26 protein-coding genes are annotated in these 25,469 nt (G+C 34.3%); 8 read left to right on the top strand and 18 right to left on the bottom strand.

Annotated elements, in window-relative coordinates; all coding sequences use genetic code 11:
* Positions 1-289 precede the first annotated feature (289 nt).
* Positions 290-484, top strand: a complete 195-nt coding sequence (locus tag MUB18_RS13315; protein ID WP_045753501.1) for a cold-shock protein — start codon at positions 290-292, stop codon at positions 482-484.
* A 326-nt stretch (positions 485-810) separates the two neighbouring features.
* Entirely contained in the window at positions 811-1,851 is a 1,041-nt protein-coding gene (locus MUB18_RS13310) for a fatty acid desaturase (RefSeq protein WP_094773413.1), read from the top strand.
* Positions 1,852-1,975: 124 nt separating this feature from the next.
* On the opposite strand, the gene MUB18_RS13305 is transcribed toward MUB18_RS13310, so the two are convergent.
* Together MUB18_RS13305 and MUB18_RS13300 are read right to left on the bottom strand one after the other, a co-directional pair.
* Positions 1,976-2,653 (bottom strand): DUF421 domain-containing protein, encoded by a 678-nt coding sequence (locus tag MUB18_RS13305; RefSeq protein WP_248753399.1) that lies wholly within the window; start codon positions 2,651-2,653, stop codon positions 1,976-1,978.
* Between the two features lies 1 nt (position 2,654).
* Positions 2,655-2,867 (bottom strand): hypothetical protein, encoded by a 213-nt coding sequence (locus MUB18_RS13300; protein ID WP_248753398.1) that lies wholly within the window; start codon positions 2,865-2,867, stop codon positions 2,655-2,657.
* A gap of 244 nt (positions 2,868-3,111) precedes the next feature.
* Here MUB18_RS13300 and MUB18_RS13295 point away from each other — a divergent pair, with 244 nt between their 5' ends.
* Positions 3,112-3,573, top strand: a complete 462-nt coding sequence (locus MUB18_RS13295; RefSeq protein ID WP_248753397.1) for a ferritin-like domain-containing protein — start codon at positions 3,112-3,114, stop codon at positions 3,571-3,573.
* Between the two features lie 204 nt (positions 3,574-3,777).
* Here the strand turns inward: MUB18_RS13295 and MUB18_RS13290 are convergent, their stop codons facing one another.
* The gene (locus MUB18_RS13290; protein WP_248753396.1) at positions 3,778-4,047 is read right to left on the bottom strand and encodes a hypothetical protein; all 270 of its coding nucleotides are present in this window, start codon (positions 4,045-4,047) and stop codon (positions 3,778-3,780) included.
* A 139-nt stretch (positions 4,048-4,186) separates the two neighbouring features.
* Positions 4,187-4,915, bottom strand: a complete 729-nt coding sequence (gene surE / locus MUB18_RS13285; protein ID WP_248753395.1) for a 5'/3'-nucleotidase SurE — start codon at positions 4,913-4,915, stop codon at positions 4,187-4,189.
* 84 nt (positions 4,916-4,999) lie between these two features.
* Here surE and MUB18_RS13280 point away from each other — a divergent pair, with 84 nt between their 5' ends.
* Entirely contained in the window at positions 5,000-5,908 is a 909-nt protein-coding gene (locus MUB18_RS13280) for a diacylglycerol/lipid kinase family protein (protein ID WP_248753394.1), read from the top strand.
* 260 nt (positions 5,909-6,168) lie between these two features.
* Here the strand turns inward: MUB18_RS13280 and MUB18_RS13275 are convergent, their stop codons facing one another.
* The 7 genes from MUB18_RS13275 to MUB18_RS13245 all read right to left on the bottom strand — a co-directional run bounded on the left by MUB18_RS13275 (position 6,169) and on the right by MUB18_RS13245 (position 14,294).
* Entirely contained in the window at positions 6,169-6,693 is a 525-nt protein-coding gene (locus MUB18_RS13275; protein WP_045754892.1) for a ferritin-like domain-containing protein, read from the bottom strand.
* A 278-nt stretch (positions 6,694-6,971) separates the two neighbouring features.
* Entirely contained in the window at positions 6,972-7,352 is a 381-nt protein-coding gene (locus tag MUB18_RS13270; RefSeq protein WP_045754891.1) for a response regulator, read from the bottom strand.
* 69 nt (positions 7,353-7,421) lie between these two features.
* Positions 7,422-7,991: a chemotaxis protein CheB gene (locus tag MUB18_RS13265; RefSeq protein WP_045754890.1), complete on the bottom strand. Its 570-nt coding sequence runs from the start codon at positions 7,989-7,991 to the stop codon at positions 7,422-7,424.
* 19 nt (positions 7,992-8,010) lie between these two features.
* A complete protein-coding gene (locus tag MUB18_RS13260; RefSeq protein ID WP_045754889.1) occupies positions 8,011-8,835 on the bottom strand; it encodes a CheR family methyltransferase in 825 nt (274 codons plus the stop codon).
* On the bottom strand, positions 8,836-9,207 hold the full coding sequence (locus MUB18_RS13255) for a response regulator (RefSeq protein ID WP_045754888.1): 372 nt from the start codon (positions 9,205-9,207) through the stop codon (positions 8,836-8,838). It abuts the gene before it with no gap.
* Between the two features lie 17 nt (positions 9,208-9,224).
* Positions 9,225-12,821, bottom strand: a complete 3,597-nt coding sequence (locus tag MUB18_RS13250; RefSeq protein WP_248753393.1) for a response regulator — start codon at positions 12,819-12,821, stop codon at positions 9,225-9,227.
* Between the two features lie 6 nt (positions 12,822-12,827).
* Complete coding sequence (locus MUB18_RS13245; protein WP_248753392.1) at positions 12,828-14,294, bottom strand: ATP-binding protein; 1,467 nt, start codon at positions 14,292-14,294, stop codon at positions 12,828-12,830.
* A 443-nt stretch (positions 14,295-14,737) separates the two neighbouring features.
* Here MUB18_RS13245 and MUB18_RS13240 point away from each other — a divergent pair, with 443 nt between their 5' ends.
* Entirely contained in the window at positions 14,738-15,940 is a 1,203-nt protein-coding gene (locus MUB18_RS13240) for a glycosyltransferase family 4 protein (protein WP_248753391.1), read from the top strand.
* A 30-nt stretch (positions 15,941-15,970) separates the two neighbouring features.
* Positions 15,971-16,132, top strand: coding sequence for a hypothetical protein (locus MUB18_RS13235; RefSeq protein WP_248753390.1), 162 nt, complete (start codon positions 15,971-15,973; stop codon positions 16,130-16,132).
* Between the two features lie 147 nt (positions 16,133-16,279).
* Here MUB18_RS13235 and MUB18_RS13230 read toward each other — a convergent pair whose 3' ends face one another.
* The 5 genes from MUB18_RS13230 to MUB18_RS13210 form a co-directional block, all read right to left on the bottom strand.
* On the bottom strand, positions 16,280-16,957 hold the full coding sequence (locus MUB18_RS13230; RefSeq protein ID WP_248753389.1) for a hypothetical protein: 678 nt from the start codon (positions 16,955-16,957) through the stop codon (positions 16,280-16,282).
* A 34-nt stretch (positions 16,958-16,991) separates the two neighbouring features.
* Positions 16,992-17,327: a hypothetical protein gene (locus tag MUB18_RS13225; RefSeq protein ID WP_045754883.1), complete on the bottom strand. Its 336-nt coding sequence runs from the start codon at positions 17,325-17,327 to the stop codon at positions 16,992-16,994.
* 686 nt (positions 17,328-18,013) lie between these two features.
* A complete protein-coding gene (locus tag MUB18_RS13220; protein ID WP_248753388.1) occupies positions 18,014-18,970 on the bottom strand; it encodes a YihY/virulence factor BrkB family protein in 957 nt (318 codons plus the stop codon).
* Positions 18,971-18,986: 16 nt separating this feature from the next.
* A complete protein-coding gene (locus MUB18_RS13215; protein ID WP_248753387.1) occupies positions 18,987-19,703 on the bottom strand; it encodes a type 1 glutamine amidotransferase domain-containing protein in 717 nt (238 codons plus the stop codon).
* Between the two features lie 165 nt (positions 19,704-19,868).
* Positions 19,869-20,861, bottom strand: coding sequence for an aldo/keto reductase (locus MUB18_RS13210; protein ID WP_248753386.1), 993 nt, complete (start codon positions 20,859-20,861; stop codon positions 19,869-19,871).
* 418 nt (positions 20,862-21,279) lie between these two features.
* Here MUB18_RS13210 and MUB18_RS13205 point away from each other — a divergent pair, with 418 nt between their 5' ends.
* Positions 21,280-22,323, top strand: a complete 1,044-nt coding sequence (locus MUB18_RS13205) for a DNA topoisomerase IB (protein ID WP_248753385.1) — start codon at positions 21,280-21,282, stop codon at positions 22,321-22,323.
* Positions 22,324-22,409: 86 nt separating this feature from the next.
* Here MUB18_RS13205 and MUB18_RS13200 read toward each other — a convergent pair whose 3' ends face one another.
* Positions 22,410-22,916, bottom strand: coding sequence for a sigma-70 family RNA polymerase sigma factor (locus tag MUB18_RS13200; RefSeq protein ID WP_045754878.1), 507 nt, complete (start codon positions 22,914-22,916; stop codon positions 22,410-22,412).
* Between the two features lie 812 nt (positions 22,917-23,728).
* Here MUB18_RS13200 and MUB18_RS13195 point away from each other — a divergent pair.
* Positions 23,729-24,130 carry a hypothetical protein gene (locus MUB18_RS13195; protein ID WP_248753384.1) on the top strand — a complete coding sequence of 134 codons (402 nt, stop codon included), beginning with the start codon at positions 23,729-23,731 and terminating at the stop codon, positions 24,128-24,130.
* Positions 24,131-24,325: 195 nt separating this feature from the next.
* Here MUB18_RS13195 and MUB18_RS13190 read toward each other — a convergent pair whose 3' ends face one another.
* Positions 24,326-25,315 carry a Gfo/Idh/MocA family protein gene (locus tag MUB18_RS13190; protein ID WP_045756434.1) on the bottom strand — a complete coding sequence of 330 codons (990 nt, stop codon included), beginning with the start codon at positions 25,313-25,315 and terminating at the stop codon, positions 24,326-24,328.
* Positions 25,316-25,469: the final 154 nt, after the last annotated feature.

Genomic DNA, 25,469 nt, shown 5'->3' with positions numbered 1-25,469 from the left:
TTTTGATTTTCAATATATAATACTTACATTTGTTTTAGAATCAGGCTCTGCCTTGCGATTATCAAACACCAAACAGGTAAATAAACCACAATGTGTTACTTATCGCTTTTTGCAACTGCCAATTTTTGTTATTCATAAAAAGTGCGCAGTACTCTTAGAGCTTGACTTCTATCAACCTTCAAAAATACACATCCTTTTCTTGCTAGCAGATCGATTAACTTGTATGTGTCATACGATGACATAAACATAGGTCTATAATGAAATAATTTTTAATAAAAACAATAATATAATGCAAGAAGGAACAGTAAAATTCTTTAACGTTACCAAAGGTTTCGGTTTTATTACACCAACAAATGGTGGTCAAGATGTATTTGTACATTCAACTGGTTTAATGGATGATATCCGTGAAAATGACAGCGTAACATTTGAAGTAGAAAATGGCCAAAAGGGTGTTAACGCTTTCAACGTACGCGTAGCAAGATAAAAGAATTGGGGAATTAAGATAAATTCTCCGTATTGATGTAGTGATTAGCATCTGTGCTAATTTACTACATTTTTTAAATTTAGATTTCGTCTATTCAATGTGCATGCTAGCTTCTGTTAAATATGTCATTTCAGATGATCACTAATTCGATAACAACACTATTCAATCAACTATTTACCACTCCAAATTATTCCCTAATCGATCTCAAATAGTTCTATTAGAAGATAATTATAAACACGAAATGTTATTCTAAAAAATATTCATATATCACTTATTTTTTAGCTAAACTACTCTGACAACATCCCTAAACTAAAATTATTACCAACATGTCATTTTTAGATCATGTATTACAACCACCTTCCTATGGGTGGCAAGACGCTACGGGCAAACTTATTAAGCCAACGAATAAAGAAATCATCATTGAATTTTTCAATAGAATAAATATTTTTAAAGATCGAAAAAATTGGCTTCCTTTTTTCAGCTGGTTAAAGATCATTTGTCTAATACCTTTTTTCTTTATTTTTTTAACAACTTACTTAAGTTGGTGGACACTGTTAGCCGCTTTTATTTACAGTATGATCATCATGGGAACCCATGGAACTATCTGGCATCACCGATACTGTACCCATGGAGCGTACAAATTCAAAAATGCTTTCTGGAGATTTTTCACCCAAAATCTAACGATCAATGTGATTCCAGAAGAGATCTATGTGATTTCACATCATGTACACCATGCTAAATCTGATCAACCAGGAGATCCATACAATGCACAAGCGGGATTTCTATATTGCTTTCTCGCCGACGTCAATCATCAACCCATAGCCAAAGATCTTAATGAACAAGATTATAATAGAGTAAAATTGCTTATGCAGCATACTGCTGTACCAGCAAATAGCTATAAGCAGTACAAAAAATGGGGCTCTTATGTAAAACCTGCATATGCGCTACTGTCTTGGATACTAAACTGGTCTTTTTGGTACTTAGCATTTTATCTAATGGGGGGGCACGCTCTAGCATGTAGCCTTTTTGGAGCCGCAGCTTTTTGGGGTGTTGGAGTAAGGACGTTTAATTATGAAGGTCATGCTAAAGGAGAAGATAAACAAAGAGAAGGTATAGATTTTAGCGTCAATGACAAATCAATCAATCAAATATGGCCCGGGATCGTTGCCGGCGAATGGCATAATAATCACCATCTATTTCCCAAAAGCGCACGCAGTGGTTTTAAACCTTATCAAATAGATTTGGCATGGTACTACATTAAACTGTTACATAAATTGGGAGCCGTATCGAGCTATAGAGATGACAAGAAATTATTCTACAAACGTTATCATAATCCTTATCTTCAAGCAAAATATAAAGAAATTTAATGTCATATTTTTTTTCAATAGCATGAATAAATGAGTATCTAATGATACTCTAAGGACGGAAAAAAGATCAAATTATAAGATATCGTACTCCCTTATAATTTGATCTTTTTCTATTACTTCTAAATTAGATACGTTTAGTATCAATTGCTAGTGCCCATTTTTTACGTTGACATCGAGGGCATGATTGTTCTTGAGGAATATTTTCCAAAATTTGCCCACAATACATACAAGCAATCGGAGCTCCTGCTGCATTGATTGTAATCTGTTGATAGTCATCTGGAAATAATGGGAGTCCATATTTTACTTCTGCATCTGGATAAAATAATATGCTCATTGAACCATCAATCTCAAGTACAGCCATACGAACCTGACCAAGATGCTCTACTGATTGATTACGCAACTCTGAGAAAAACTCCATTTTTGAAAAATCACCATCATGTTCGTGCTTTAAATCAAACATACCATGCCTGACCACGACCATCGCCTCTCCTTCTAAAATCTTATTAATAAAAGTGGATTTAGTGGATAGCCAAGTTATAAGCTTATAAATCAGAATAACTGAAAATAAGACAACGAGTGCATAAATAATAGGCAATTCCTCTTGAAACATAGGGTCACCAGCAGCAGAGCCTAAGCTCAAAATAATTGCTACTTCGAAAAGGGTAAGCTGCCTTACCCCTTTCTTACCTGACAATCTCAAAATCACTAATATCAAGATAAACATAATGACCGATCGCCCCACGATCTCCAATAGAAAATCTAGTTCGGCACCCTCTAAAAACATCTTCTTGATTTCTATCATGCTATTTATGCTTAGGCTTTACATGCTCACGTGGAAATGTATCTGGCTCTGGCATATCATTTAGCTGCTCTATTTGCGCATCGACTCCAGCTTCGCCATCACCTTCTTGCTTTTTATCTCTTTTATCAACTACTGACGTAATCGTTTTCTTTTTTATAGGTTGTTGATCTTTATTGACAATACCTACTTTTTCATTTTCATTTTTTGTTGCCATCTTTGTTAATTTAGCGTTACTGACTATATAACATGGTACTAAGTCAAAAGTTTGCATTTAAAAAACTACAACAAATACGTTAAATGATAGAAAGAATACTTGTTTACATTTAAAAGCAACAGCCAAAAAAACTCATGTACCGACTGTTATTAAACGATAAACAATGCTATAACAAAAACCTTTATATACGCCGAGTTGTTAATAAATAGTAATTAGGTTATTAACAGATAAATTGGCAAAAATTATGTATACCAGTGAAACTACTGCAGAAATTATCAGTGATTTGATTCAGATCAACAATGATAGAATAGATGGCTATACACGTGCTTTAGAAAATTTGAAAACTGACAGCGACCAGGATTTAAGAAGACTATTTGAAGATTATATTCAGCAAACCAATCAATTCAATAGTGAATTGCTTCCTTTCGCAGTTATTGAGGGCGAAGGATCGGGACAGCGAATGCATATTTCTGGAAAATTACATCGCTTTTGGTTAGAACTTAAAGCTTCGCTATCTGGTCATGATCGTAAGAGTATCCTCGAGGAATGTGAACGCGGTGAAGACGCAAGTAAAAAGGCATATGAAAAAGCAATTCAGGAATCACCCGACCTTCCTATACATATCGTAAGTATAATCCGAAATCATGCACAAAGACAAAAAGCAGCTCATGATCATGTCCGCAATTTAAGGGATGCTGCTCAATGATAGCTAATAAAAAGTACGGATGAACTATACAAAATCAACTTTGTATATCATTTAAATCAGATCATTCGTATACGCTTATAAAAATAAGTATTTAATAATGGTCAATACTTCCTTAAACAGATAATAGTCTTGACTGGATTTTACCTCAGATATTAACTAAATACGCAATAGTACTCCTGTCTAATACTTGAATAATTTAAATTTCTAACGATTCAATGGCTGATTAATACTATCAGCTGATTTGCTACGCTCTAAATTGTCAAGTGGAATACCGGTTTTGACATCTTTTATCCCTGAAGCAGAATCTCCTGTTTTACTTCTATGGAGATTATCCAATGGAACTCCGGGATTTGATTTTTGCTGTTTTGCAGTATCCTGATTATGCTGTAAAGCTGAATTGGAATTTTTATTTTCACCACAAGCAGTGATGAAGAATAAAAGCGAAAGTAAAAATATAGTTCTCAGATTCTTCATTTTCAAATTATATTTAAATAGACATCAAATTTTTAAAGTGAATATGTATCCACTATCATCATAGATATAAAATAGACAAAAATAGTTAGGATCGCACATATACATAACGGATCATGAAATCGAATATTAATATCACTAACTAGACTTCGCTCAACTTTTTAGAAAGCACAGCTTCATCTGTAAGGTCGAGTCTTAATGGTGTTATAGAAACCAAATTATTTTCAATTGCCCAACGATCTGTTCCTTCATCAGCAGGTTCTAACGGTGTAACCGTAAACCAATAATGCTTACGTCCTAAAGGATCTGTGCCTGGTATAATCGTTCCATCATACAAACGAACAGATTGTCTGGTCCACATCATGTCAGTAGGTTGAGGTGGAAAATTAACATTATATAAAGCCAATTCCTTATCTTTTAGTAACAATTCTAAGGTCTGTTCAACATAAGGTTCAAGTGCCTCGAAGTCAGGCTCTGTATTGCCAACTGGTGTACTGAGTGCTATACCCTTAATACCAAATAAAACAGCTTGCTTAGCAGCGGCTAAAGTGCCCGAATGCCACATTGAATTGCCTAAATTAGGTCCCATGTTAATCCCTGATAATACCACATCCACATCATTCCATAGATGGGTTCCCATCGCAACACAATCTGCTGGTGTACCATTGACCCGATATGCTTCAACATCAGGAAACTCGATTGGTGATTTTTTATAACTCAAAGGTCGAGAATGTGTGACCGCATGTCCCATCGAGGACTGTTCCACATCGGGTGCGACCAATTTTACTTGTCCAAATTTTCTAGCAACTTTGGCAAGTGATGCAATGCCTGGACTGTAAATACCATCGTCATTTGTAATTAAAATTCTCATAATGTATATCGTTACTGCAAATAAATCTTATTTATATAACAACAAATAGTCTTGGGAAATGTTGTTATATATATAAATTAATGTATGAAACAAGCTATTTTACTGCATAATCCCGGCGCGGGAGATGAAGATCATTTGAAGTCTGATTTAGTAGAATGTATCGAGAATGAAGGATATACTTGTGTGTATTTTTCAGTTAAAAAAGGTGATAGCTGGGTTCATCAGCTAGATCAAACGGATTTTGCGATAGTTGCTGGCGGGGATGGCACTGTAAGGGGCGTTGTGAAAGAGCTGATGAAAAGAACTGCACTTGATAAAAAAATACCCATCACCATTCTACCGATGGGAACGGCCAATAATCTATCAATTGCTCTAGGTATCGACAGTAATTTAAATCATGCAAAGCATATCGAAAGCTGGAAAAATAGTAAGCGACAACGATTTGATGTTGGTGTAATTAAAAATGCAGATACAACAGATTTTTTTCTTGAAGGTGCAGGATATGGCGTGTTTCCGCATTTAATTAGAAAAATGATTGGCGTGGATAAAAGTAAAGTGAAAAATTCAAAAGATGAATTAAAACTGGCACTTGAGGTGCTACATGAGATCATATTATCGGCTAAATCTGAAAAATATTGGATAAAAGCAGATGATCGAATATACGAAGGGAATTGTATCTTATTGGAAGTCATGAATATTCAATCGATAGGTCCCAATCTGATATTGTCACCAGAAGCAGCAACAGACGATGGTATGTTTAATGTGGTATATGTCGATGAAGATCAACGAGCAGATTTTGCGGAGTATATCAAAAAAAGAATTGATCAACATGATGTTTCATTTAACTATAAATCATTTGAAGCCAAGGAACTGACTATTGATTGCGATAGTGCGTACATGCATATCGATGATGAACTTATACTTCCATTGAAAAATATTGCTGTATATGAAGTGAGAGAAAATGTACTGGAATTTTTAGTTCCCAAAATTTAAATACTACTAGGTCTCCTTTCATCCATCATTGAATTGATCAAAGTGACATCGTAAATTAAAAGTGGATTGTCGTAAGCATAACGTATAGTAAATCGTATAATATCATTAATTATGCATACATGCAAAAAGATTCCTAAGGGATAATAGAGCATATACATATACCACAGAAAAGCGGAAGTATTAAGCTACTAATAATATAAAAACAGCTGTCATCTTATAAATGATGACAGCTGTTTTAGCTTCTTGTATGATTATGTAAATTAAGCTGACTGCCCCAAGTTTGACTCGCTCATAGCAATCTCTGTTAATAATACATCAGTATCTTTTTCTTCTGCTAAAGTAGCAGCTAAAAGCTCTTCGGCCTCTTTGTGCTCCATCAATTTAGCATACGTGACCAAACAACCATAAGTTGCGATTTCGTAATGCTCGACTTTTTGTGCAGCAGCGATCAGAGCAGCGTCTAATACTTCAGGACTATCTTGAAACTCTTCTAAAATTTCCTCAGCTTCATTTAGCAAACCTTCCATCGCTTTACATTTCTTACCTCTAGCGGTCAAGTCGATACTCGAAAACACAGACTTCAATCGCTCAATATGCCCTTCAGTTTGCTCATAATGACTTTTAAATGCTTGCTTAAGCTGCTCTCCATGTGCTGCATCGGCCAATTTTTTTAGGCCCTTTAACAATTGTCTTTCAGCTCCAAGTACATCTTTCAATTCGTCTACAAATAATTCGTGGAGATGTGCGTTAGGCATATTACCTTTTTTACTTTTTACTGTTGCCATAATATGTAAGTTTTAATGTTATTATCTACACACTAATAACGCCCTCGTAACTTATTAGTTTTCACACATAATTTACAACAGGTACAAATACAACAAATTACGTACATAGCGCTGTGAACAAGTACATTTACAGCAAGTTTAAAAAAATCTAATATTTGTAAATTGCAGTCATATGAAAGGATTATATCATGAAAGGTATAATTCACAAATATTAAATAAAAAAGGATTCTGTATACACAAAATCCTTTTTTACTATTATGATGTTTAATTATTACAATTTAGACCCTATCCTTTGAATCCATTAGCATCGTATTTACGGCACTTTCCAAATCATCCAAATTAAATGGTTTTTCAAGATAGCTATCCGCTCCAGCCTCTTCAGCTAAAAGATGAATATCATTATTTGCAGATACATAAATAACTGGTATATGTTTAAATTCAGGGTGTTGCTTCACCAACTGAGTTGCTTTTATACCACCAATTTCAGGAATCCAATTATCCATTAAAATAACATCTGGTCTAATTTCAGTTACTTTTTCAATAATGTCGTGCGATGTCTCAGAAGTAGCTACTGTATACCCATAGTTCTCTAAAATAATGGTGCATACCTCCAAGATATTTACATCATCATCAAAGAGCAGTATAGTTTTATCTTTCATAGTAAATCAATGTATAGGGAATATTAACAAGGCGCTAATATAATAATTTGTCCTGTAAAAGGACAAAGATTAAATACGTAATCTATTGATATAAGTCGCAATTTCAATTGGCTTTAAAATGATGTCAACAGCGACATGCAAAGTAGCTTGTAAAGGCATATAATCAACATCTGCGGTCGAGGGGTCTTGGACCGCTACAGTGCCTTGATAGCTTTTAATTTCTTTCAATCCATTTACTCCATCCGAGTTTGCGCCAGACAACAGCAAAGCAACAGCACATTCCTGAAAGACTTCAGCAGCAGAACGAAATGTAATATCAATAGATGGTCGTGAAAAATTAAGTTTCTCAGAAAAATCTAACGATACTAATGACTTATTTTCAAAAAGCATATGATAATTTGGTGGTACAATATAGATACATCCCGGTAACATGGTCATCTTATCTTCGATTTCTATGACGTCTAATTTTGTGTTATGTGCCAAGAGCTTATTTAATACCGAATCGGATGAAGCCTTGCGATGCATAATGATAACAATGGGAAACGGAAGGCCTTGATCTAGGAGAGGTAAAGCTACGAGAAGTACTTTGAGACTTCCGGCCGACCCTCCGATAACCACTATATTTGTCCTTTTTACCATTGCTAAGTATATCTTAAGATTATCGGATTTTTTTCCAAATGCGTTCGTCACCAATTTGCTTATACTGTTTTTCTAATTTTGAAAAACGAATAGTTTCTTTAGATCCTAGAGCTAAATACCCCAATGCATCAAGACTTATATCAAAAAGGTTAAAAACACTATTTTGCAATTCTTTATCAAAGTAAATCAGTACATTTCTACAGAGAATAAGTTGAAAAGCATTAAACGAACTATCGGAAACCAAATTATGAGTCGAAAATATCATTTTCTCTTTCAAATCATGGTGAAATTTGACAGAATCATAATTGGCCGTATAATATTTAGAAAAATCTTCTATTCCTCCAGATAATCTATAATTCTCTGAGTATAATTGCATTTGACTAATCGGAAAAATCCCACTACTCGCACGCTCCAATACGCCAGGGTTAATATCCGTTGCATAAATCAATGATTTATGATATAAATTAGCTTCTTTGAGAAGAATAGCGACAGAATATGCCTCTTCTCCTGTAGAACAACCAGCGACCCATATTCGAATAAAGGGATAAGTACCTAACCGGGGGAAAACCTCATCCCGCAACGCTTTATAAAAATTTGGATCACGAAACATTTCCGTCACATTGACTGTTATTTCTTCAACAAAACGTTGTAGATATTCGGGGTGATTCATGACCCGATATCGAAGTTCTGCAAAGCTACTAAACTTATCAATTAAACAGATTCGATTCAATCGACGCTTTAATGAAGCCTTACTATACTGCGTAAAATCGTAGCCATAGCGATCGGCGACATCGGTCAAGAGAAGTTCAATATCGTCATTTTTTATAATATTCGGTTCCCACATTTAACAGTTTTGTTCAATTATGCTTATTAATCTATCTAAGTTAATCGGCTTAGGGACATATTCACGGGCACCTGCTTCAATACACTTTTCGCGATCGCCCTGCATCGCCTGAGCAGTAACAGCAATCACTGGAATATCACCATAAATTTGAGATGATTTGATTACCTGTATAGCTTCATAGCCGTCCATATCTGGCATCATCATATCCATCAAAACGATTTCAATATCCCTATTGGAGTCCAGTAGAGCAATTCCTTCCTTTGCACTATTACAGGAAAGTGATTGATATCCTCTCGACTTTAACGCCAATCGCAGCGCAAAAATATTGCGATTGTCATCATCAATAATCAATACTAACTTAACTTTTTTCATCACACTGTTTTATGCTCTTAATTTTCATATAACCATACTCGCAGTAAAGAGAGCAGTTGGTCTGTGTCAACTGGTTTAGAAATATAATCTGAAGCTCCTGCAACAATACATTTTTCACGATCACCCGTCATTGCTTTTGCAGTGACAGCCATAATGGGCAATTTGGTATATTGAGGATGTTTTCGGATCAGTCTGATGGTTTCATATCCATCCATTTCAGGCATCATCATATCCATAAGCACAATGGATACATCAGGATGATTATCTAACTGTAATAATGCCTCTTTTCCATTTGTTGCAGAAATAACATTCATTTGATATTTCTCTAAAGCCTTTGATAGTGAAAATATATTTCGCACATCATCGTCAGCAATCAACACTTTCTTACCTGTTAGCACCTCGCTTAGAGATCCCAGTTTATTTGCTTTCCTTTTCTGTTGATCTGTCGTATTTTCTTCCACTAAATGCAAGAAAAGTCCAACTTCATCTAAAATCCGCTGATACGAATGAGCTGTTTTTATAACGATTGAATCAGCGTATTGTTTTATTTTCACTTCCTCCGCATGAGAGAGATTCTTTCCTGTAAAAATAATAATAGGTAAGTTTTCCAATCCTTCATTATTCTTGATTGCTTCAAGAGTTTCGTAACCAATCTTATCGGGTACACCCATATCTAAAATCACACAATTGACCGAATCAGAACTCAATGCTTGAACGCTATCGTCAACATTTGTTTTAATTTCCGCTGCAATATTAAAATTGCTCAAGAAATAAGAAAGCGCTGAAGCATGTTTTGGATTTTCCTCAACAATCAGTACCTTTCTTGGATAACGTGTTAAGGCATCTTCTATCTTCTTAAACATCAATCCGATCTGCTCGATAGCAACAGGTTTATTTATAAAATCAATCGCTCCTTTCAGCAAGCTTTCTTTCTTCACGCGAAGTGAAGACATAATATGAACGGGTATATGTCGTGTCTGTGGATTACTTTTTATCTCATCCATAACTTCCCAGCCATCTTTAATCGGTAGCTGAATGTCCAATAAAATAGCCAAGGGAAGATAACGAGCTGCAAAATCAGCTGCAATATCACCACGTACGACTACGATACCTTTATATTGCTGCTGACGTGTATATTTTAATAAAGCTTTTGCAAAAGCGGTATCATCTTCAACGATTAAGATCACTTTATCGCCTTTTACAATATTATCGCGATCGTCGTCAACTTCTTCTGGAATATTATAGACAATGTTAGGCGCAACAGATTCCGAAACGATAGTAGTCATCTCATTAATATCTGAGGCGATAATATCAATCAATTCCTCTGAAGTAGGCTTTATTGTTTCTGAAATTTTTCTTTTAGGAAGAATTAATGTAAAAACGCTTCCTTCTCCTTCCTTACTTTTTAATGAAATCTTTCCTCCTAATAAGCGAGCAATTTCTCTACTGATAGAAAGCCCCAGTCCTGTTCCTCCAAATTTTCTACGCGTGGAACCATCCGCTTGCTGAAAAGCTTCAAATATAATTTTTTGCTTTTCTTCTGCAATTCCAATCCCAGTATCTTTAACTTCAAAAAGTAACTGGTCGCCATGTTCTTTATCTTCAGATATGGTTAGTGTAATACTTCCTTCATGTGTAAACTTAATTGCATTAGAAAGTAAATTTCTCAAGATCTGATCAAGTCTTAAACGATCAGTCTCAATCATATCTGGAATACCAGATTCAGTTTTAATATTAAATGCGAGTGATTTATCTTTTACTATAGGCAAAAATAAATTTTGCAGATCATGGATTACTTCATCCAACTTTACATCTTGATAATCAAGTTCCATTTTTCCAGATTCAATCTTAGATAGATCTAAAATTTCATCAATAAGATTGAGTAAACTTGTTCCAGAGCTTTGAATAACTTTAGCTGACTCGATTTGATCCTCATTGAGATTACCATCAGTATCCTCGGACATGAGGCGTGATAAAAGCAAAATCGAATTTAGAGGCGTTCGAAGCTCGTGGGACATATTAGCCAAGAATTCAGATTTGTACTTTGTACTCAGGGCTAATTCTTCGGCTTTATGCTGTATCTCTAAATTACGCTCTGCAATGAGGTAATTTTTTTCTTCTAAAGATTTAGATCGCTCTTCCAATTCCTGATTAGATTGTACGAGTTCCTCTTGTTGTACTCGAAGTTCTTCCTCCGAAGATTGCAGTTTATGTGTCTGTGCTTCAAGCTCGGTATTTAGATTCTCTAATTCCGCATGTTGTGCCTGCAATTCTTCAGTTTGTGTCTGTGTTTCCTCCAATAGCTGTTGCACTTGATCCCGGCTTTTAGCTGCCGATATAGCTATTCCGATATTACGAGTTGCATCAATAAAAAATGGTAACTTCACATTTTCAAAAGCATCGATCGAGCCGAGTTCTATAACACCAATACATGTGAAATCAACAAATACAGGCAATAAAAGAATGTAATTAATTTGAACTTGTCCATTTGCAAAACTTACGACATAATCTTTATCTTGAAGATTTGCAAATCGCTTCACTTTACCTTCTTTAAAGACTTGTCCAATCATTCCTTCACCGATATTAAACGATTTTACCATCCTATTTTCAAGACCATAAGCATCTTTAAGTACGATCCGGTCCTGCTCTAATAAATAAAAAGCACCGTTGGTAACATTTCCGTAACGAATGAGCTGATGAAGAGCGTCTGCTACTAATATTTCTTCTGTCTTATTTCCAACAAGAATTTCATTTAATTGCGCCAAACCAGTTTGTCGCCATTCATTATTATTCAAGTCATCAAATGATTTTTGCAAAGCATTGGCCATCTGATTCAAAGAGCCTCCTAGGCTTCCCAAATCATCTTCCTCCTCATCATTGACATGAACACTGTAATCTCCACTTGCTATTTGATTCGCAATTCGCTGTGTTGCTTTAAGTCTTCGACTGATTTCCTCATCTTTTTCCCGTAAAGACTTCTGCAAACCTTCTCTTTTTATAAAATCTTCACGTATACGAAGGTAGAATACAACGGTAATCAACAAAGAAACAATAGCGGCAATAACGACAAAAATGGATGTATATAGCGATGATTTATTAAGTTCATTGGATCTCTTATCTAAAAAACCTTCTTCGACACTGATAAAACGAGCGATTATATTTCGGCAGCTATCCATATAATGCTTACCTTCCTCTAGCTGTGCTAGGGTCACCTGCTTACCTTCTCTTTTGACTTCAATTAAATTAGTTAAGATTCCTAATCGAGATTTCACTAAATAAGTAAGACTATCAGCCACTTGACTTTGTAGAAGATTATCACTGACCAGTTGTTGAGTACGATCCAATGATTTTGGCAAGGTTTGTAGACTAATGAGATAAGGCTCTAAAAAAGTTTCTTTTCCAGATAAAAGAAATCCTCTTTGTCCAGTCTCTGCATTCTGCAAATCATTTAGAATTTTATTTGCTGAAGCAATTACCCGACGACTATGATCTACTTTCGTACGGTTGCTGATTTGTTCTTTAATACTGATATAGGAAGCTGTAGAACTTGCCAATAGTAAAAGCAAGGAAAATCCAAAGCCAATCTGTAAATTTCTTAAAAATGGTTTAGGCATTTAATACTAATTTAGAGGTAATGTAAAATAAAAAGTGGATCCTTGTCCCAACTCACTCTGGATACCCACTGTACCATTATGCTGTTTGATAATTTCTGAACAGATGTAGAGACCGATTCCTAGTCCTTGGAATCGAACTGAAGACTCCTCCACCCTATAAAATTTACCAAATATGTTTTTCTGTTTATGTTCTGGAATTCCGATTCCAAAATCGGTTACACTAACTTTGACTTGATGATCATTCTTTTCTGTATGAACGATTATACGATCTGTATTAGGTGCATATTTGATTGCATTTGTTAAATAATTGATCAATACCTGTTCAATGCGAATTTCGTCGCCCAAAAATGCATCAGCTATACGGTCTCCTTGTCTTTCAATTACCATAGTATTATTATCATGAGTTTGATAAATGATATCAATAGCATTGGACAATAGATTTTCAAAATCAAAATTTTTCTTTGTGATCTTTAATTTTCCATTCTCAATTTTAGAAATATCGAGCAGATCTGTGATAAGTGCATTTAATTTACTTACTTGACTCTGTACCCGATGAATATACTTTCCTGCAGGATCGTCGACTGTAGTATTAAGCGTCCTTTCCAACAATTGTGCGTAAGCCTTAATACTGGTCAGTGGAGTTTTCAATTCATGGCTGGCGATGCTCAAAAATTCATCTTTCTTCTTTTCCATCTGCTTTTGATCGTCGATATCCGTGAAAGTACCGACCCATTTAAGCTGATTATTTTTCTCTTTAATTGGAATGATACGTAAAAGATGAAACCTAAACACTTCAGACTTCAACTCTTTGATACGAACTTCAAGTTCCATGGGTACCTCAGCATGTATAGCGTCGGCCCAGACTGTACGTATATCCAGATCATCAGTATGGGTAGCAGGTAGCATGTTGGCATCAGCATATGATAGCCATTTACTATTTACAAATTCGATATCACCCGATCCATTAGCGGTAAAGGCCAACTGCGGAAGAGATTCTAAAGTAGAATATAAATTATCAACCTGCTCTTTTAATTCCTGTTGTACTTTTTTTCTTTCTTCGATTTCAGATCTAAGTACTTGTTGAATCTCATTTAAGGCTAACGTTTGTTCATACAAACGCGAGAATGTTTTCACCTTTAGCATTAAAATGTCTGGGTCGATAGGTTTAGTTACATAATCTATTCCGCCGGAGGCATACCCTTTTGTGATAAATTTTTTGTCCTTATTGACAGCAGATAAGAAAATAATTGGAACATCCTTTGTTTTATTAAAACCCGACAGCGTTTCTGCAACTTCAAATCCATCAATCCCGGGCATCTGAACGTCAAGTATTATCAAAGCATAATCATTTTTTAATACTTTTTTAAGCGCTTTCTCTCCAGAAAGTGCTGTATCTACCATAAAATTTTGGGATTCCAGTAATTTTTTCAGTGAATAAATATTCGCTTCTTGGTCGTCAACAATTAAAATCATAGCAGTTTAGTTCATATACCTATGCAAACAACAGCAGCTCCAACATAGGTATTCGAATGATAAAGTTTAAAAATAGCATTTTATTTTTTAATAATAAAAGTATATTAAAAAGTAAGCATGATAGATACAAAGATCTTACTTAATCGAACAGGACAAATCAGTCTGAATACATCTTAAAAATATCTTTCAGCGTACAATTGTATCGTATTACAGTAAATAATAATTATAAAAGCACTTTTTTAGTGGATAAAAACTTGTCTGAGGAAATTTATACTTGCTCGAAAAGAATTAATGCCTGTTTTTATCATTTACAAACATGTTGATGGAACTAATCAAGGTGACATTTGTTCTTAAGTTAAAGGTTTGATTTTGCGCACTTGTAATAAGTAAAATTATATCATCAGTAATATCAAAACCTAATAGACTAAAAATATTTTATATATATGAAAATAGCTATCATTGGAACTTACCCACCTAGGCAGTGCGGTATCGCTACATTTACACATGATCTTTACCAATCGTTATTACACTCTTCAACTCAGGATCATCGTATATTTGCGGTGTCCGATGGATCAGAATATGTATTTCCTGAAGAGGTAGAATTTATTATCGATAAGGAAGATTTAAGCAGCTACTTTGAAGCAGCACAGATCATCAATGAAAAGTTCGATGCTTGTATTATCCAGCATGAATATGGCATATTTGGAGGAGATACAGGAAAATATATCATTGATTTACTTAAAAATATTAAAGTACCGGTAGTAACAAACTTGCACACGGTACTTGAGCAACCAAATCAATTTGAATATCGAATTATTCGAGAATTAGCGCAATATAGCAGTAAAGTGACAGTCATGACGCAACGTGCCATTGATATGTTGGAAAAAATATATGAAATTAATAAACAATCTATTGCTTTAATACCGCATGGTGTCCCTCAATTTGAATGTGACCAACAAATAGCAAAGAGGAAACTTGGCTTTCAAAATAAAAAAGTAATGTTAAGTTTTGGATTTTTGGGAAGAAGCAAAGGTTTCGAAACAGCGATAAAAGCTGTTGCAAATATTGAGAATGATGATTTTGTATACATCATATTAGGTTCTACCCATCCTAATGTTTTACGGACAGAGGGTGATGTGTATCGAGACGATCTAATGGAAATGGTTATGAATCTCAATATAGGTCACAAAGTACAATTTATTAACCAATTTGCATCTGAAAAATTATTAAAAGAATATTTGAGTGCTTGCGATATATATGTGACCCCATATCCCAATGAACATCAAATCAGTAGTGGCACCCTATCATTTGCAGTTGGCGCAGGTACAGCATGTATTTCTACCCCTTATTGGTATGCCAAGGATCTGCTAGCTGAAGATAGAGGGATACTATTCCCTTTCAATGATGCCCATGCGCTCTCAATGATAGTCAATGACTTGTTGGACAATCCGACTAAAATGCGATATTATCGAAATAATGCTGCTAATTATGGACAGCAGATGTCATGGGAAAATGTGGGAAAACGTCAATTAGCATTACTGAAAGAGGTAAATATTGAACAGACAACAACTATAAGTTTGAAAAATACAGTGAATGACAAGGTACTAACTCCTATATTTCAAACAAATAACAGATTATCTTCATAAAGAAATATCGCATCATAACATCTATCACATATGAAAAATCAAACTGCAAAACCAGAGGTGAAAGGAAAGAGAAAGACTTCAGTTACTCAGACACAAACCAAAGTGAAAAGCGATACTGGTACTAGGCCATCAAAAGATACTAATCCATTGCCGCCGAATCCAAATGAAGTCGATAATCACGATGATGCATGATAAAATAAATGCAATCATCTTCTACATATAGCTTCGGGAATTGATAGATAACGATTATCTATCAATTCCCAATTTAAGAATTAATTTCAATTGATTAATTACAAATTATACATAAGAATTATAGCACGATTCTCACAAGCAACAACCTTACTTCTTAGTTTGAAATTTATTATACAAATCATAATCAAATGGTATGCGCATGGAAAGATCTTTTGCTTCCCAAATATCTCCTTTTGAAGGTTGATAAAAATCATATGCAGACTTAAGAAAATGATCCCCATTTGGTGCTTCTTGCCAATCTTTGGTATCTCGATTATACAGTAATATCATACAGCTTACACAATGGTAGTTACCTTCTGTATGGGGGTTATCATAACATTTTCCGACTTTGATATTTATCTTTTGATTGATAATAACATCGGTTAATCGACCTTTAGTGAATCGAATCAAAGCAGCTTGGGCATCCTCATGATCAGGTACATGGGAAGAAGGAATTAAATTCTCGAAATTTGCATTTTTAATTTTATTTAATTCCTCATCTTTAACCTCTGGAGCTACTCGATTTGTATCTAATGAGTAGATATCTTCGGGAGATACCGCCCTTTCTACTTCAGTAACCCTATTACCGTCAGTTGGATTATTGGCTAATATCATTTTATTTTCTTCATAATTTTTCCAATCTGATTTTGAATACGTGACATACTGTTGAATTTTATAAAGCAATGTTTCATGAGGTGAAACATAAATAAAATTGCTCACCACGAGCAGCACAAGTACAGTTGCTGTTGTTATTAAAATAATCATTTTGGTTTTATTCTTTTTCATTGGAAATTTGTTTATTTTTAATTCTTCAATTTATTTAAACCTGCGAACGCAATCTGATCCAGTTGAGTACAAAAAGCACCAAAAAAATAATAACAATATAAAGCTGCACCCTATTTACTTGCTTTGCACCAAATTTCCACACAAAGATTCTATCAATCACAATAAGAAGAAAAATGGGAATTCCACCAAAAATAATATACATCGCCGCTAATTTGTCTGCAGCAGAAGCTCCAGTATAAAGCACTATGGCAGTGAAAATTCCAATTAAAATCGATAATATACTGAGTGCAAAAAAAATGGTTACTTTGTTTTTAATGAATTCCATCATATTTTCATGTAAAATTAAATTTATATATTCTTTTTTGAGCATAGAACCCTCCTGTTGGCATTTATTCTTTAATCACAAACAGCGACAACAACATGACTGTGTTACTAAAACATAAGTGTAAAGTAAAAGACAACCATCACCAAAAAGATAAATTCCTTCATTGTTAGCATAACGCCCACTAACTTCCCTCAGATGATTTTCGCCAGTATCATTATAAGAGAATGGAATATCCTGTGCAAAGAAAAATAATCAAAGATAATCTTCTCATTATTTTAATGATCAGTTGAAATCATATATTTTAAAAATATAAGGAACCTATAGGTTGATATACATATCATAACACGCACTATTAAGCGGATAGAAATTGATTTGTAATAATTCCATAATACTATCGTAAAAAAGACAGCTTATACAGGAGATCAGAACAGTACAAATGCGCTCTAAAAATCAAAAATTAGTAAGATTTTAATAATTAAAAATAATATTCTTTAAGAAATTTAACACAAAAATCAAACCGAAATGCTAAACATAAGTCGAATAGGGTCATGCACTAAAAAATAAAATGCCCGCATAAAGCGTTTTACTTTTGCGAGCATTCAAATTTTATTATCTGTTTCACTTATCATACATACTGAGTTGATAACAAGTAAATTGTATATGTATGTATTTCAACGTATTTTATTCAAAGAGTTAGTTTCATAACTACTTAAACATGATGATGCAGAAACTTATTTATCAGCGGATACATCTTCAGGAGGAATTTCAGTAACAATACGTTCTCTCTCCTTTTCTTCAACATACACCGCATAATCGGCTGGTTTGATAGGAATACCATTTGCTACGGCAAATTCTCTGGTATAAACAGCACCAAAATAGAGGATCGCAGCAGTATAATATACCCATAATAGCACTAGAACTAATGCTCCAGCGGCACCATAGGTAGATTCAGTACCTGAAGATTGTAAATATAAACCAATTCCATATCGACCAATAATAAATAAGATCGCGGTAAAGAAAGCACCAACGCGAACTGTTTTCCATTCGATTTTAACATCAGGAAGAGTTCTAAATATGATACCAAAAAGAATAAAAATAATTGCAAAACTTAATGCAAAATTGACCGCATCCATAAAAAACACTGTTATATCTGGAAAATAGAGTTGCAACTGATCTGTAAATGCTAAAATAATGCCATTAACAACTAAAGTAACCATCAATAGAAATCCGAGACCTACGACTAAAGAAGAAGATAACAAACGATCGGTTATTAATTTTAACCATCCACGTTTTGGTTTTGCGCGTACGTGCCAAATTCTATTAATCGAATTTTGTATGTCTCCAAAGACTGTAGTTGCTCCAACTAACAATGTAATGATACTGACTATTAATGCCAAGTTTGATTTTCCGGACAACTTAAGATTCATGATCACTTCTTGAATCTGCTTAGCTGCACTTGGACCGACTAAGCCCCTCATCTCAGAAAATACTTTACCTTGAATAGCATCTTCACCAAAAAATATCCCTGCTAACGATATCATCAGAACCAGTATAGGGCCAATCGAAAAAATTGTATAGTATGAAAGGGATGCGCTGTACTTAAGGCAGTCTTCATTGATAAATCCTAACACCGCATTCTTGAGTACTTCAATATATTTTTTAATAAATCCTTGTTCTTTTTTTTCCATATGTTTAATCTAATATTTATAATTCCAGGTTTTCTTTATTTAGTCCCTGAAGGATTTCTATAATTTTCAGTGCGGTTGGTCCTGCAGATAAAGGATTTTGCCCCGTTACCAAATTGCCGTCTTGCACGACATGAACTCCAAAGGGTATTAATGCAGAACTGAAGTCTGCTCCCAATTCTTGCAATTTAGTTTCTAATTGATATGGAATATGCTGATTTCTAAACACTAGCTTTTCCTCCACGTTTGTAAATGAAGTCAATTTTTTGCCAACCAAATAGTCTGGATGATCCTTGGCAAGAGCAAGTAAGGCAGCAGGGCCATGACAAACAGCACCTACTGGCTTACCTTCCTTAATAAAATCTTGAAGCAATCTGCTTACATCTGGATGTCTTGACAAATCCCAAAGAGGTCCATGTCCTCCCGGGATAAAAACTGCATCGAATGCCGAGGAAAGAATATTATCCAGTGAAAGTGTATCTTTAAATTGTGACTGTGCACTTAAGTCATCTGCAAATCTCCTATTAGAAGCCGTAACATGTTCTGTCAGCTTACTCATAGGGTCGATCGGAGGCTCTCCTCCTAACGGACTAGCAAAAAGAACTTGATACCCTGCATCTATAAATTTATAATATGGATCTGTCATTTCACCTAACCAAACACCTGTCCTATTGTCTGTATCTTCCATTTTATCATGAGAAGTTAAGATCATCAATATATGCCGTTTATTTTCCATTTTTGTTTAATAAAAATTGTTAAAATATAATTAGGTTATAATCTTAAGTAGTGAGCATGTACCCATGTTTAATTATACTATATACTCATTAAGTAAGTGGTCAAAATTTACTATGATATAACGAGAGCCAATCTAATAGACAAATGAAATACACACTCCTGGATACTAAGATTCTGTCGGCAGTTGAGCATTTTTGTAAATGAGTCCTTCATGTTTTAGTTCCTGCCACAGTTCATTAGGGATATTTACATGTAGAGCATTTACATTACTAATGACCTGGTCCACTGTGCTTGCTCCTGGCACAATTGAAACAAACGAATCGCTAGCGAGGACAAATTGCATAGCAATTGCAATGATATCAACCCCATAATTAATACCAATCTGTGCAATACGGTTCCTTTTTTCAACCATCCCTTTGGGTATAGTAGACTTGTAATTATAGCGATTTCTTCCGGCAATAAATCCAGAATTATAACCTGCTCCAGAAACGAGCTTGACTCCCCGATCTTTTACTACAGGCAAAAGACGATCGACAGCATCCTCATGCTCAAGAATGGAATACTGCGTTGCTGATAGACATACATCTGGGTCGGCAACCTCTAAACAATCTAAAATTGGCTCAATCTTATTGACTCCTAAACCCCAGCTCTTTATGATACCTTGATCGCGGTAGTCTGAAAGCACTTTAAATGCGCCTTGCTGAGCTTGCTTAAAAAAATAAGGATATCGATCACCAACTTGATCTTCGGACAAGTCATGAACAAATACAATATCCAAATGGTCTACTCCCATTCTTTGTAAAGTATCATCGATCGATCGTTTTGTCCCATCAGCTGTATAATCATGTTCAAAATCAAATGAAAATGGAGATTTCCACATTGTCGGAGGAACTGCTTCTGGTATTACCGGTTCAAACAAACGACCGATTTTAGAAGATAGTAAATATTCAGATCTATCCTTTTCTTTTAAAAACTCTCCAAATCTAGCCTCACTTTTTGTCAATCCGTACCAAGGAGAAGTGTCGTAATAGCGAATACCCAAATCCCAGGCTTTTTGTAATATCATTTGTGACTGAGTATCGGACAAAACCTCAAATCCTGTTCCAATAGCTACTCCACCTAATCCTAATCTATGTTTTTCTTTAAATAAATAAGCCATACTCTATAATTTAATGATTGACACTATTGATATAACGAATGATAGATAAAAAGGTTCGGTCTTTACTTATCTATTACCAAGCTGTTTTGAAATCGAGAAGCGGCAACGGTCGTATTTCATTAAAGTAGAGATTTGTCAAAATGGAAATACAGGCTAAAAAATCATTAAATGAATTTCAAATTATTTAGCTGTTACAAATACTTAAACTACTGCAAATAATACGCAAAATCTGACTTCTCCAAACATTGTGACCACTCATTAGTTTAAAGTATTACCAGAGAATTAGGACAGGATACGAAATCTACGGTAACCTACAATTTATAATAAATAGGATGATTAAAAAATAATACAAGTACGCGCGAATCTTAACATGAGGCGTTTAATTCTTGATTCTACCAAAAAACAATAAATTTTTTCTATGAAAACAGCAATCTCTTCTCCTCATCCAGCTGTGGAGCTAAATCTGCGTTACGTAACTGGTAAAGAGTCTGGTTACACTCGCAAACAAAAAAATGGAAAATTTTATTATTTTTCAAAAAAAGGACTGATTGAAGACGAAAATACAATTGAAAGAATAAAAGCACTGGTCATACCACCTGCGTGGCGTAATGTATGGATATGTAAATTCAAAAATGGTCACATACAAGCTACTGGAATAGACCAACGAGGCCGTAAGCAATATAAGTATCACCCAAATTGGTCCAGTATACGCAATCTCAAAAAATTTGATCGATTAGTAGGCTTTGCTAAGAAGATGAAGTTACTGCGCAATCAACTTACAAAAGATTTACGTAAAAGAGGGATGACCAAAGACAAAGTCTGTGCAATCGCAATCTGCACTATGAATGCTACTTATATACGTGCTGGTAATAAGTCTTACGAAGTGGAATATGGGTCTTTTGGTCTTACCACCCTAAAAAATAGACATATAAAAATAGACCGTAATGAAATTTTTTTTAAATTCAAAGGTAAAAAAGGTGTCTTACAGCAGGTATATCTCAAAGAACCAAAAATTGCTAAAATGTTAAAAAATCTCAAAGATATCCCTGGGCAGGAACTATTTCAATATTACGATCAAGAGGGTGAAATCCAAAGACTGGATTCTGGAGATCTAAATCTTTATTTAAAAAAAGCAATGCAGGAAGATTATACTTGTAAAGATTTTAGAACCTGGGCAGGTTGCTCTTTGGCCTTAATGATGATGGCTCAACAGCCATTTTCTGAAATTGAAAGTGATCGAAAAAAAATGCTTTTGAATATTCTTGATTATGTTGCTGATCAATTGGGCAATACGAGAACAGTCACCCGCAACTATTACATACATCCTGATTTGCAAAAACAATATATATCAGGTTCATTGAAAACAATACTTGCTAAGCTAAAGAAAAAAATAGAAATGAAAGATGCTAGTGATGCAACAGAGAAAAGTCTGCTAAAATTCATTAAATCATTAGAAGCGTAATTTTAAACGGACAATGCTCCAAATACAAGGGCTCTCCAAAAATTAGATTTTAGAGAGCCCTTGTATTATATTAATAAAAGTTTAATTTAATTTTTATAGGTTGCTAAAGTACCTTTTAATCTTTTACGTGCAATGTGAATACGTGTTTTTACAGTACCAATAGGAAGATTAAGGTGTTCTGCAATTTCATTATATTTATAACCTTCGAATAACATCGTAAACGGCACATAAAATCCTTCATCTAATTCACCTAATGCTCTTTGAATATCTTCCATTACAAACTTATCTTCACCACCATTTCTAACCGACGAATAATGAAGATGTGCGGTACTTATTTCGTCTTCTGTCGTAATAAACGAACGACTTTTTGTGGTACGTCTATAATTATTAATAAAAGTATTGCGCATAATGGTATAAAGCCAAGCTTTTAGATTAGATCCCTCTTGAAAATTACGAAAGTAGCTAACCGCTTTCAACATTGTATCTTGCAATAGATCATTGACCTCGTCATGATCATTTGTAAAACGTTTTGCAAAAACCTTGAGCTCATTTGTTTGCTCAATTACTTGGGTGTTAAATTCTGTCTTCGTCATAAAGGATAATTTTTGTGCTGTACTGTTATAAATCTCTGTTAACGCTTACTTTAATTTTATCTGGCAATACTGATATTAATTAAAACAATTGATCAAGATTGCTGTTAACAAAAGAGCAAACAGTATGCTATATCCTTTCGATTTTATTCTTAAAAAAGAGTATTTATACGTTTAAACCCAAAGTTAAATCAAGAAGTCTATTGTTAAAATACACAGAACCTCAATTAAAGGAATGAATTTATACCAATGACTAGGTATTTAACCCCCATGAAAGGTGAAAAATCTTATATTCGTTTTTGGCAGCCCATGATGGTACCGAAATCGAATAAATAAGTTGTCTACTTCTCTATACAACTAACTAGGAATAGTGCCAGAAAGCAAAGAATACAGTTAAAATCACAGCTCTAATTCTATAATTTAAAATCATAACGCTCAAATGAGTATAACTTCTCTAAAGCATTTATTAAATTACTTGGATGAGCAAAAAGAGAATACCGTGGATCATCTCAAATTTTCATCCGATGCGCAAACCTATTTATATTATGGTTCGAAGATGACACCCAATAGTATAAACCTCTTTTAAGCCATTTTGTTAGTAAAGATCAGTGAAAGATCTGTATTCACTTCTGCAATGTTTATCAAAAGGACTTTTAACAGGTATAATCGTTCAAGGAAATAAAGCAAGATATATTGCCATGAGTTATAGCAATCCAGTGAACAAAACTAAGTCTATGCTATAATACGATAAAAAAGTACAGTAATTAGTATATACTCAAGATTTAGTACACGAACTAAACCTTAGAAATTATAATATGAATGATGCAGTAAATATACAAGGTATGTATTCTATTTATAGTGCAAATAGATGTATAAAATTCAGTATCTTCGCAACTATTATGGGTTACGCAAAAGAAAGAAAAAAGCTTGAGAAGCTTTCTGAAAAAACAATTGAACTTCAACACTTTGATAGTGCTAATTTAGCTATCATAACGGATATATTTGAGCAATATTCTCACACGATAAGGATACTTAAAAATAAAGATACTGAAACGTTTAACAGCCTTTATTTAAATGAATTACAAGCAGTAAAAACAGCAAAAACTGCTTTAAAATTGTCAGAAGAAGTAGATCGTCAGATTCATTTCATGGCTTACAAAGAAGTATTATTGGATGCAATAACAAAAACTATTCAAGCTACTATCGATGTTGCTTAATTAGTTATTGACAAAACATAAAAAATAGGAATCTACCCTTTCAAGGTCGGTTCCTATTTTTTTTAAACTTAGTAGACATGTAAAAGGTAGGCAGCTCATCCTTCTAATTAAACTTATTTAATTGTATTTAAGGTTAGATGTTTATCAAAAAATAATCAATAAAATTATTCAACAGAACGGCTTAGAATCAGAAAATCAATGATAGACTACCGCAAATGTATCAATCATCTGCATTAATGTAACTGCCTCTTCTATTGAACTTGGATTTGTCCCCTTCCCTAAAAAGTAATTTACAGTATTATCAATCATCGGATGTTGGATGTTTTCGGGATGTGTAAAGAAAATTTCACGCTCTCCTTCGCACCCTTTTAAAGTGATCTTATTGCCGAATATTGAAAATTTTAAGCTACCTAACTCACCTATTACCTCACAAGTATCCACATTATCGGATTTCGATACATTAAAATTCCAACTTCCATTAAATACAATTTTATGATCAAATAATATCGTTCCTATAGTTTGATCTGCGACGTCATTGTTATGAGGATTTTGAACCTGACTAAAACCCGAATAGGACAGCGGTTTTCCAAAGAAATAAAGCATTAGATCTAGTTGGTGTGGCGAAAGGTCAAAAAAATATCCTCCACCTGAAATTGCTGGATTTGTACGCCAGTTTGATGGATCTTGAGTAACTAAATCAGGAGATCTAGATTGCCATAGACGTAAATCTACAAGTCTTATATCACCGATCACACCTTGCGTAATGATTTCTTTAATTTTGAGAAACATAGGAAGTTGTCTTCGATAGTGAGCAACGACAAGCTTACCTTGATATTGCTCAACAGCGGCTGCCAGACATGTCGCCTCATCTGCATTGAGCGTAACTGGTTTTTCAATATAAACTGCTTTACCATGTTTCAATGCCTTGATAGCATATTCAAGATGTGAAGAAGGCGGTGTAGCGATATAAATGGCATTAATCTCGGAATTCAGTAATAACTGATTCACATCATCATACCACAATGGAACCTGATGCCGACGTGCATAGTCTGCTGCTTTTTTGCCATCCCTCCGCATGACAGCTAACAACTGACTATTTCTGACTTTATTGAAGGCTGGTCCGCTCTTTTTTTCCGTTACATCACCACATCCAATAATCCCCCATGTGATCTGCTCTTTTTTCATTTCTATTCTATAAAAATCAGTTTTTATGGTATGAATCAAAATAAGGATGATCTACCTAGCTTTTTAATTTCACCAATCATAGTATACATAAATCCATGATGTTAATCTTACTTAATTTCTTACAAACAAATCGACCGCCTATTCTTTATCTATC

The sequence above is a fragment of the Sphingobacterium sp. PCS056 genome (genome assembly GCF_023273895.1).
Taxonomy (GTDB): domain Bacteria; phylum Bacteroidota; class Bacteroidia; order Sphingobacteriales; family Sphingobacteriaceae; genus Sphingobacterium.
The sequence above is the reverse complement of the archived record's forward strand: the minus strand, read 5'-3'. Positions and strand labels throughout refer to the sequence as shown.

Excerpts from the sequence above, each read along its gene's own strand:
- MUB18_RS13260 (WP_045754889.1), bottom strand. The coding sequence starts at position 8,835 with ATGTGGGAACCGAATATTATAAAAAATGACGATATTGAACTTCTCTTG.
- MUB18_RS13220 (WP_248753388.1), bottom strand. The coding sequence starts at position 18,970 with ATGGAAAAAAAAGAACAAGGATTTATTAAAAAATATATTGAAGTACTC.
- MUB18_RS13195 (WP_248753384.1), top strand. The coding sequence starts at position 23,729 with ATGAATGATGCAGTAAATATACAAGGTATGTATTCTATTTATAGTGCA.
- MUB18_RS13305 (WP_248753399.1), bottom strand. The coding sequence starts at position 2,653 with ATGATAGAAATCAAGAAGATGTTTTTAGAGGGTGCCGAACTAGATTTT.
- MUB18_RS13310 (WP_094773413.1), top strand. The coding sequence starts at position 811 with ATGTCATTTTTAGATCATGTATTACAACCACCTTCCTATGGGTGGCAA.
- MUB18_RS13215 (WP_248753387.1), bottom strand. The coding sequence starts at position 19,703 with ATGGAAAATAAACGGCATATATTGATGATCTTAACTTCTCATGATAAA.
- MUB18_RS13245 (WP_248753392.1), bottom strand. The coding sequence starts at position 14,294 with ATGATTTTAATTGTTGACGACCAAGAAGCGAATATTTATTCACTGAAA.
- MUB18_RS13295 (WP_248753397.1), top strand. The coding sequence starts at position 3,112 with ATGTATACCAGTGAAACTACTGCAGAAATTATCAGTGATTTGATTCAG.
- MUB18_RS13290 (WP_248753396.1), bottom strand. The coding sequence starts at position 4,047 with ATGAAGAATCTGAGAACTATATTTTTACTTTCGCTTTTATTCTTCATC.
- MUB18_RS13235 (WP_248753390.1), top strand. The coding sequence starts at position 15,971 with ATGAAAAATCAAACTGCAAAACCAGAGGTGAAAGGAAAGAGAAAGACT.
- surE (WP_248753395.1), bottom strand. The coding sequence starts at position 4,915 with ATGAGAATTTTAATTACAAATGACGATGGTATTTACAGTCCAGGCATT.
- MUB18_RS13270 (WP_045754891.1), bottom strand. The coding sequence starts at position 7,352 with ATGAAAGATAAAACTATACTGCTCTTTGATGATGATGTAAATATCTTG.
- MUB18_RS13250 (WP_248753393.1), bottom strand. The coding sequence starts at position 12,821 with ATGCCTAAACCATTTTTAAGAAATTTACAGATTGGCTTTGGATTTTCC.
- MUB18_RS13210 (WP_248753386.1), bottom strand. The coding sequence starts at position 20,861 with ATGGCTTATTTATTTAAAGAAAAACATAGATTAGGATTAGGTGGAGTA.
- MUB18_RS13190 (WP_045756434.1), bottom strand. The coding sequence starts at position 25,315 with ATGAAAAAAGAGCAGATCACATGGGGGATTATTGGATGTGGTGATGTA.
- MUB18_RS13205 (WP_248753385.1), top strand. The coding sequence starts at position 21,280 with ATGAAAACAGCAATCTCTTCTCCTCATCCAGCTGTGGAGCTAAATCTG.
- MUB18_RS13275 (WP_045754892.1), bottom strand. The coding sequence starts at position 6,693 with ATGGCAACAGTAAAAAGTAAAAAAGGTAATATGCCTAACGCACATCTC.
- MUB18_RS13265 (WP_045754890.1), bottom strand. The coding sequence starts at position 7,991 with ATGGTAAAAAGGACAAATATAGTGGTTATCGGAGGGTCGGCCGGAAGT.
- MUB18_RS13315 (WP_045753501.1), top strand. The coding sequence starts at position 290 with ATGCAAGAAGGAACAGTAAAATTCTTTAACGTTACCAAAGGTTTCGGT.
- MUB18_RS13280 (WP_248753394.1), top strand. The coding sequence starts at position 5,000 with ATGAAACAAGCTATTTTACTGCATAATCCCGGCGCGGGAGATGAAGAT.
- MUB18_RS13200 (WP_045754878.1), bottom strand. The coding sequence starts at position 22,916 with ATGACGAAGACAGAATTTAACACCCAAGTAATTGAGCAAACAAATGAG.
- MUB18_RS13255 (WP_045754888.1), bottom strand. The coding sequence starts at position 9,207 with ATGAAAAAAGTTAAGTTAGTATTGATTATTGATGATGACAATCGCAAT.
- MUB18_RS13225 (WP_045754883.1), bottom strand. The coding sequence starts at position 17,327 with ATGCTCAAAAAAGAATATATAAATTTAATTTTACATGAAAATATGATG.
- MUB18_RS13240 (WP_248753391.1), top strand. The coding sequence starts at position 14,738 with ATGAAAATAGCTATCATTGGAACTTACCCACCTAGGCAGTGCGGTATC.
- MUB18_RS13230 (WP_248753389.1), bottom strand. The coding sequence starts at position 16,957 with ATGAAAAAGAATAAAACCAAAATGATTATTTTAATAACAACAGCAACT.
- MUB18_RS13300 (WP_248753398.1), bottom strand. The coding sequence starts at position 2,867 with ATGGCAACAAAAAATGAAAATGAAAAAGTAGGTATTGTCAATAAAGAT.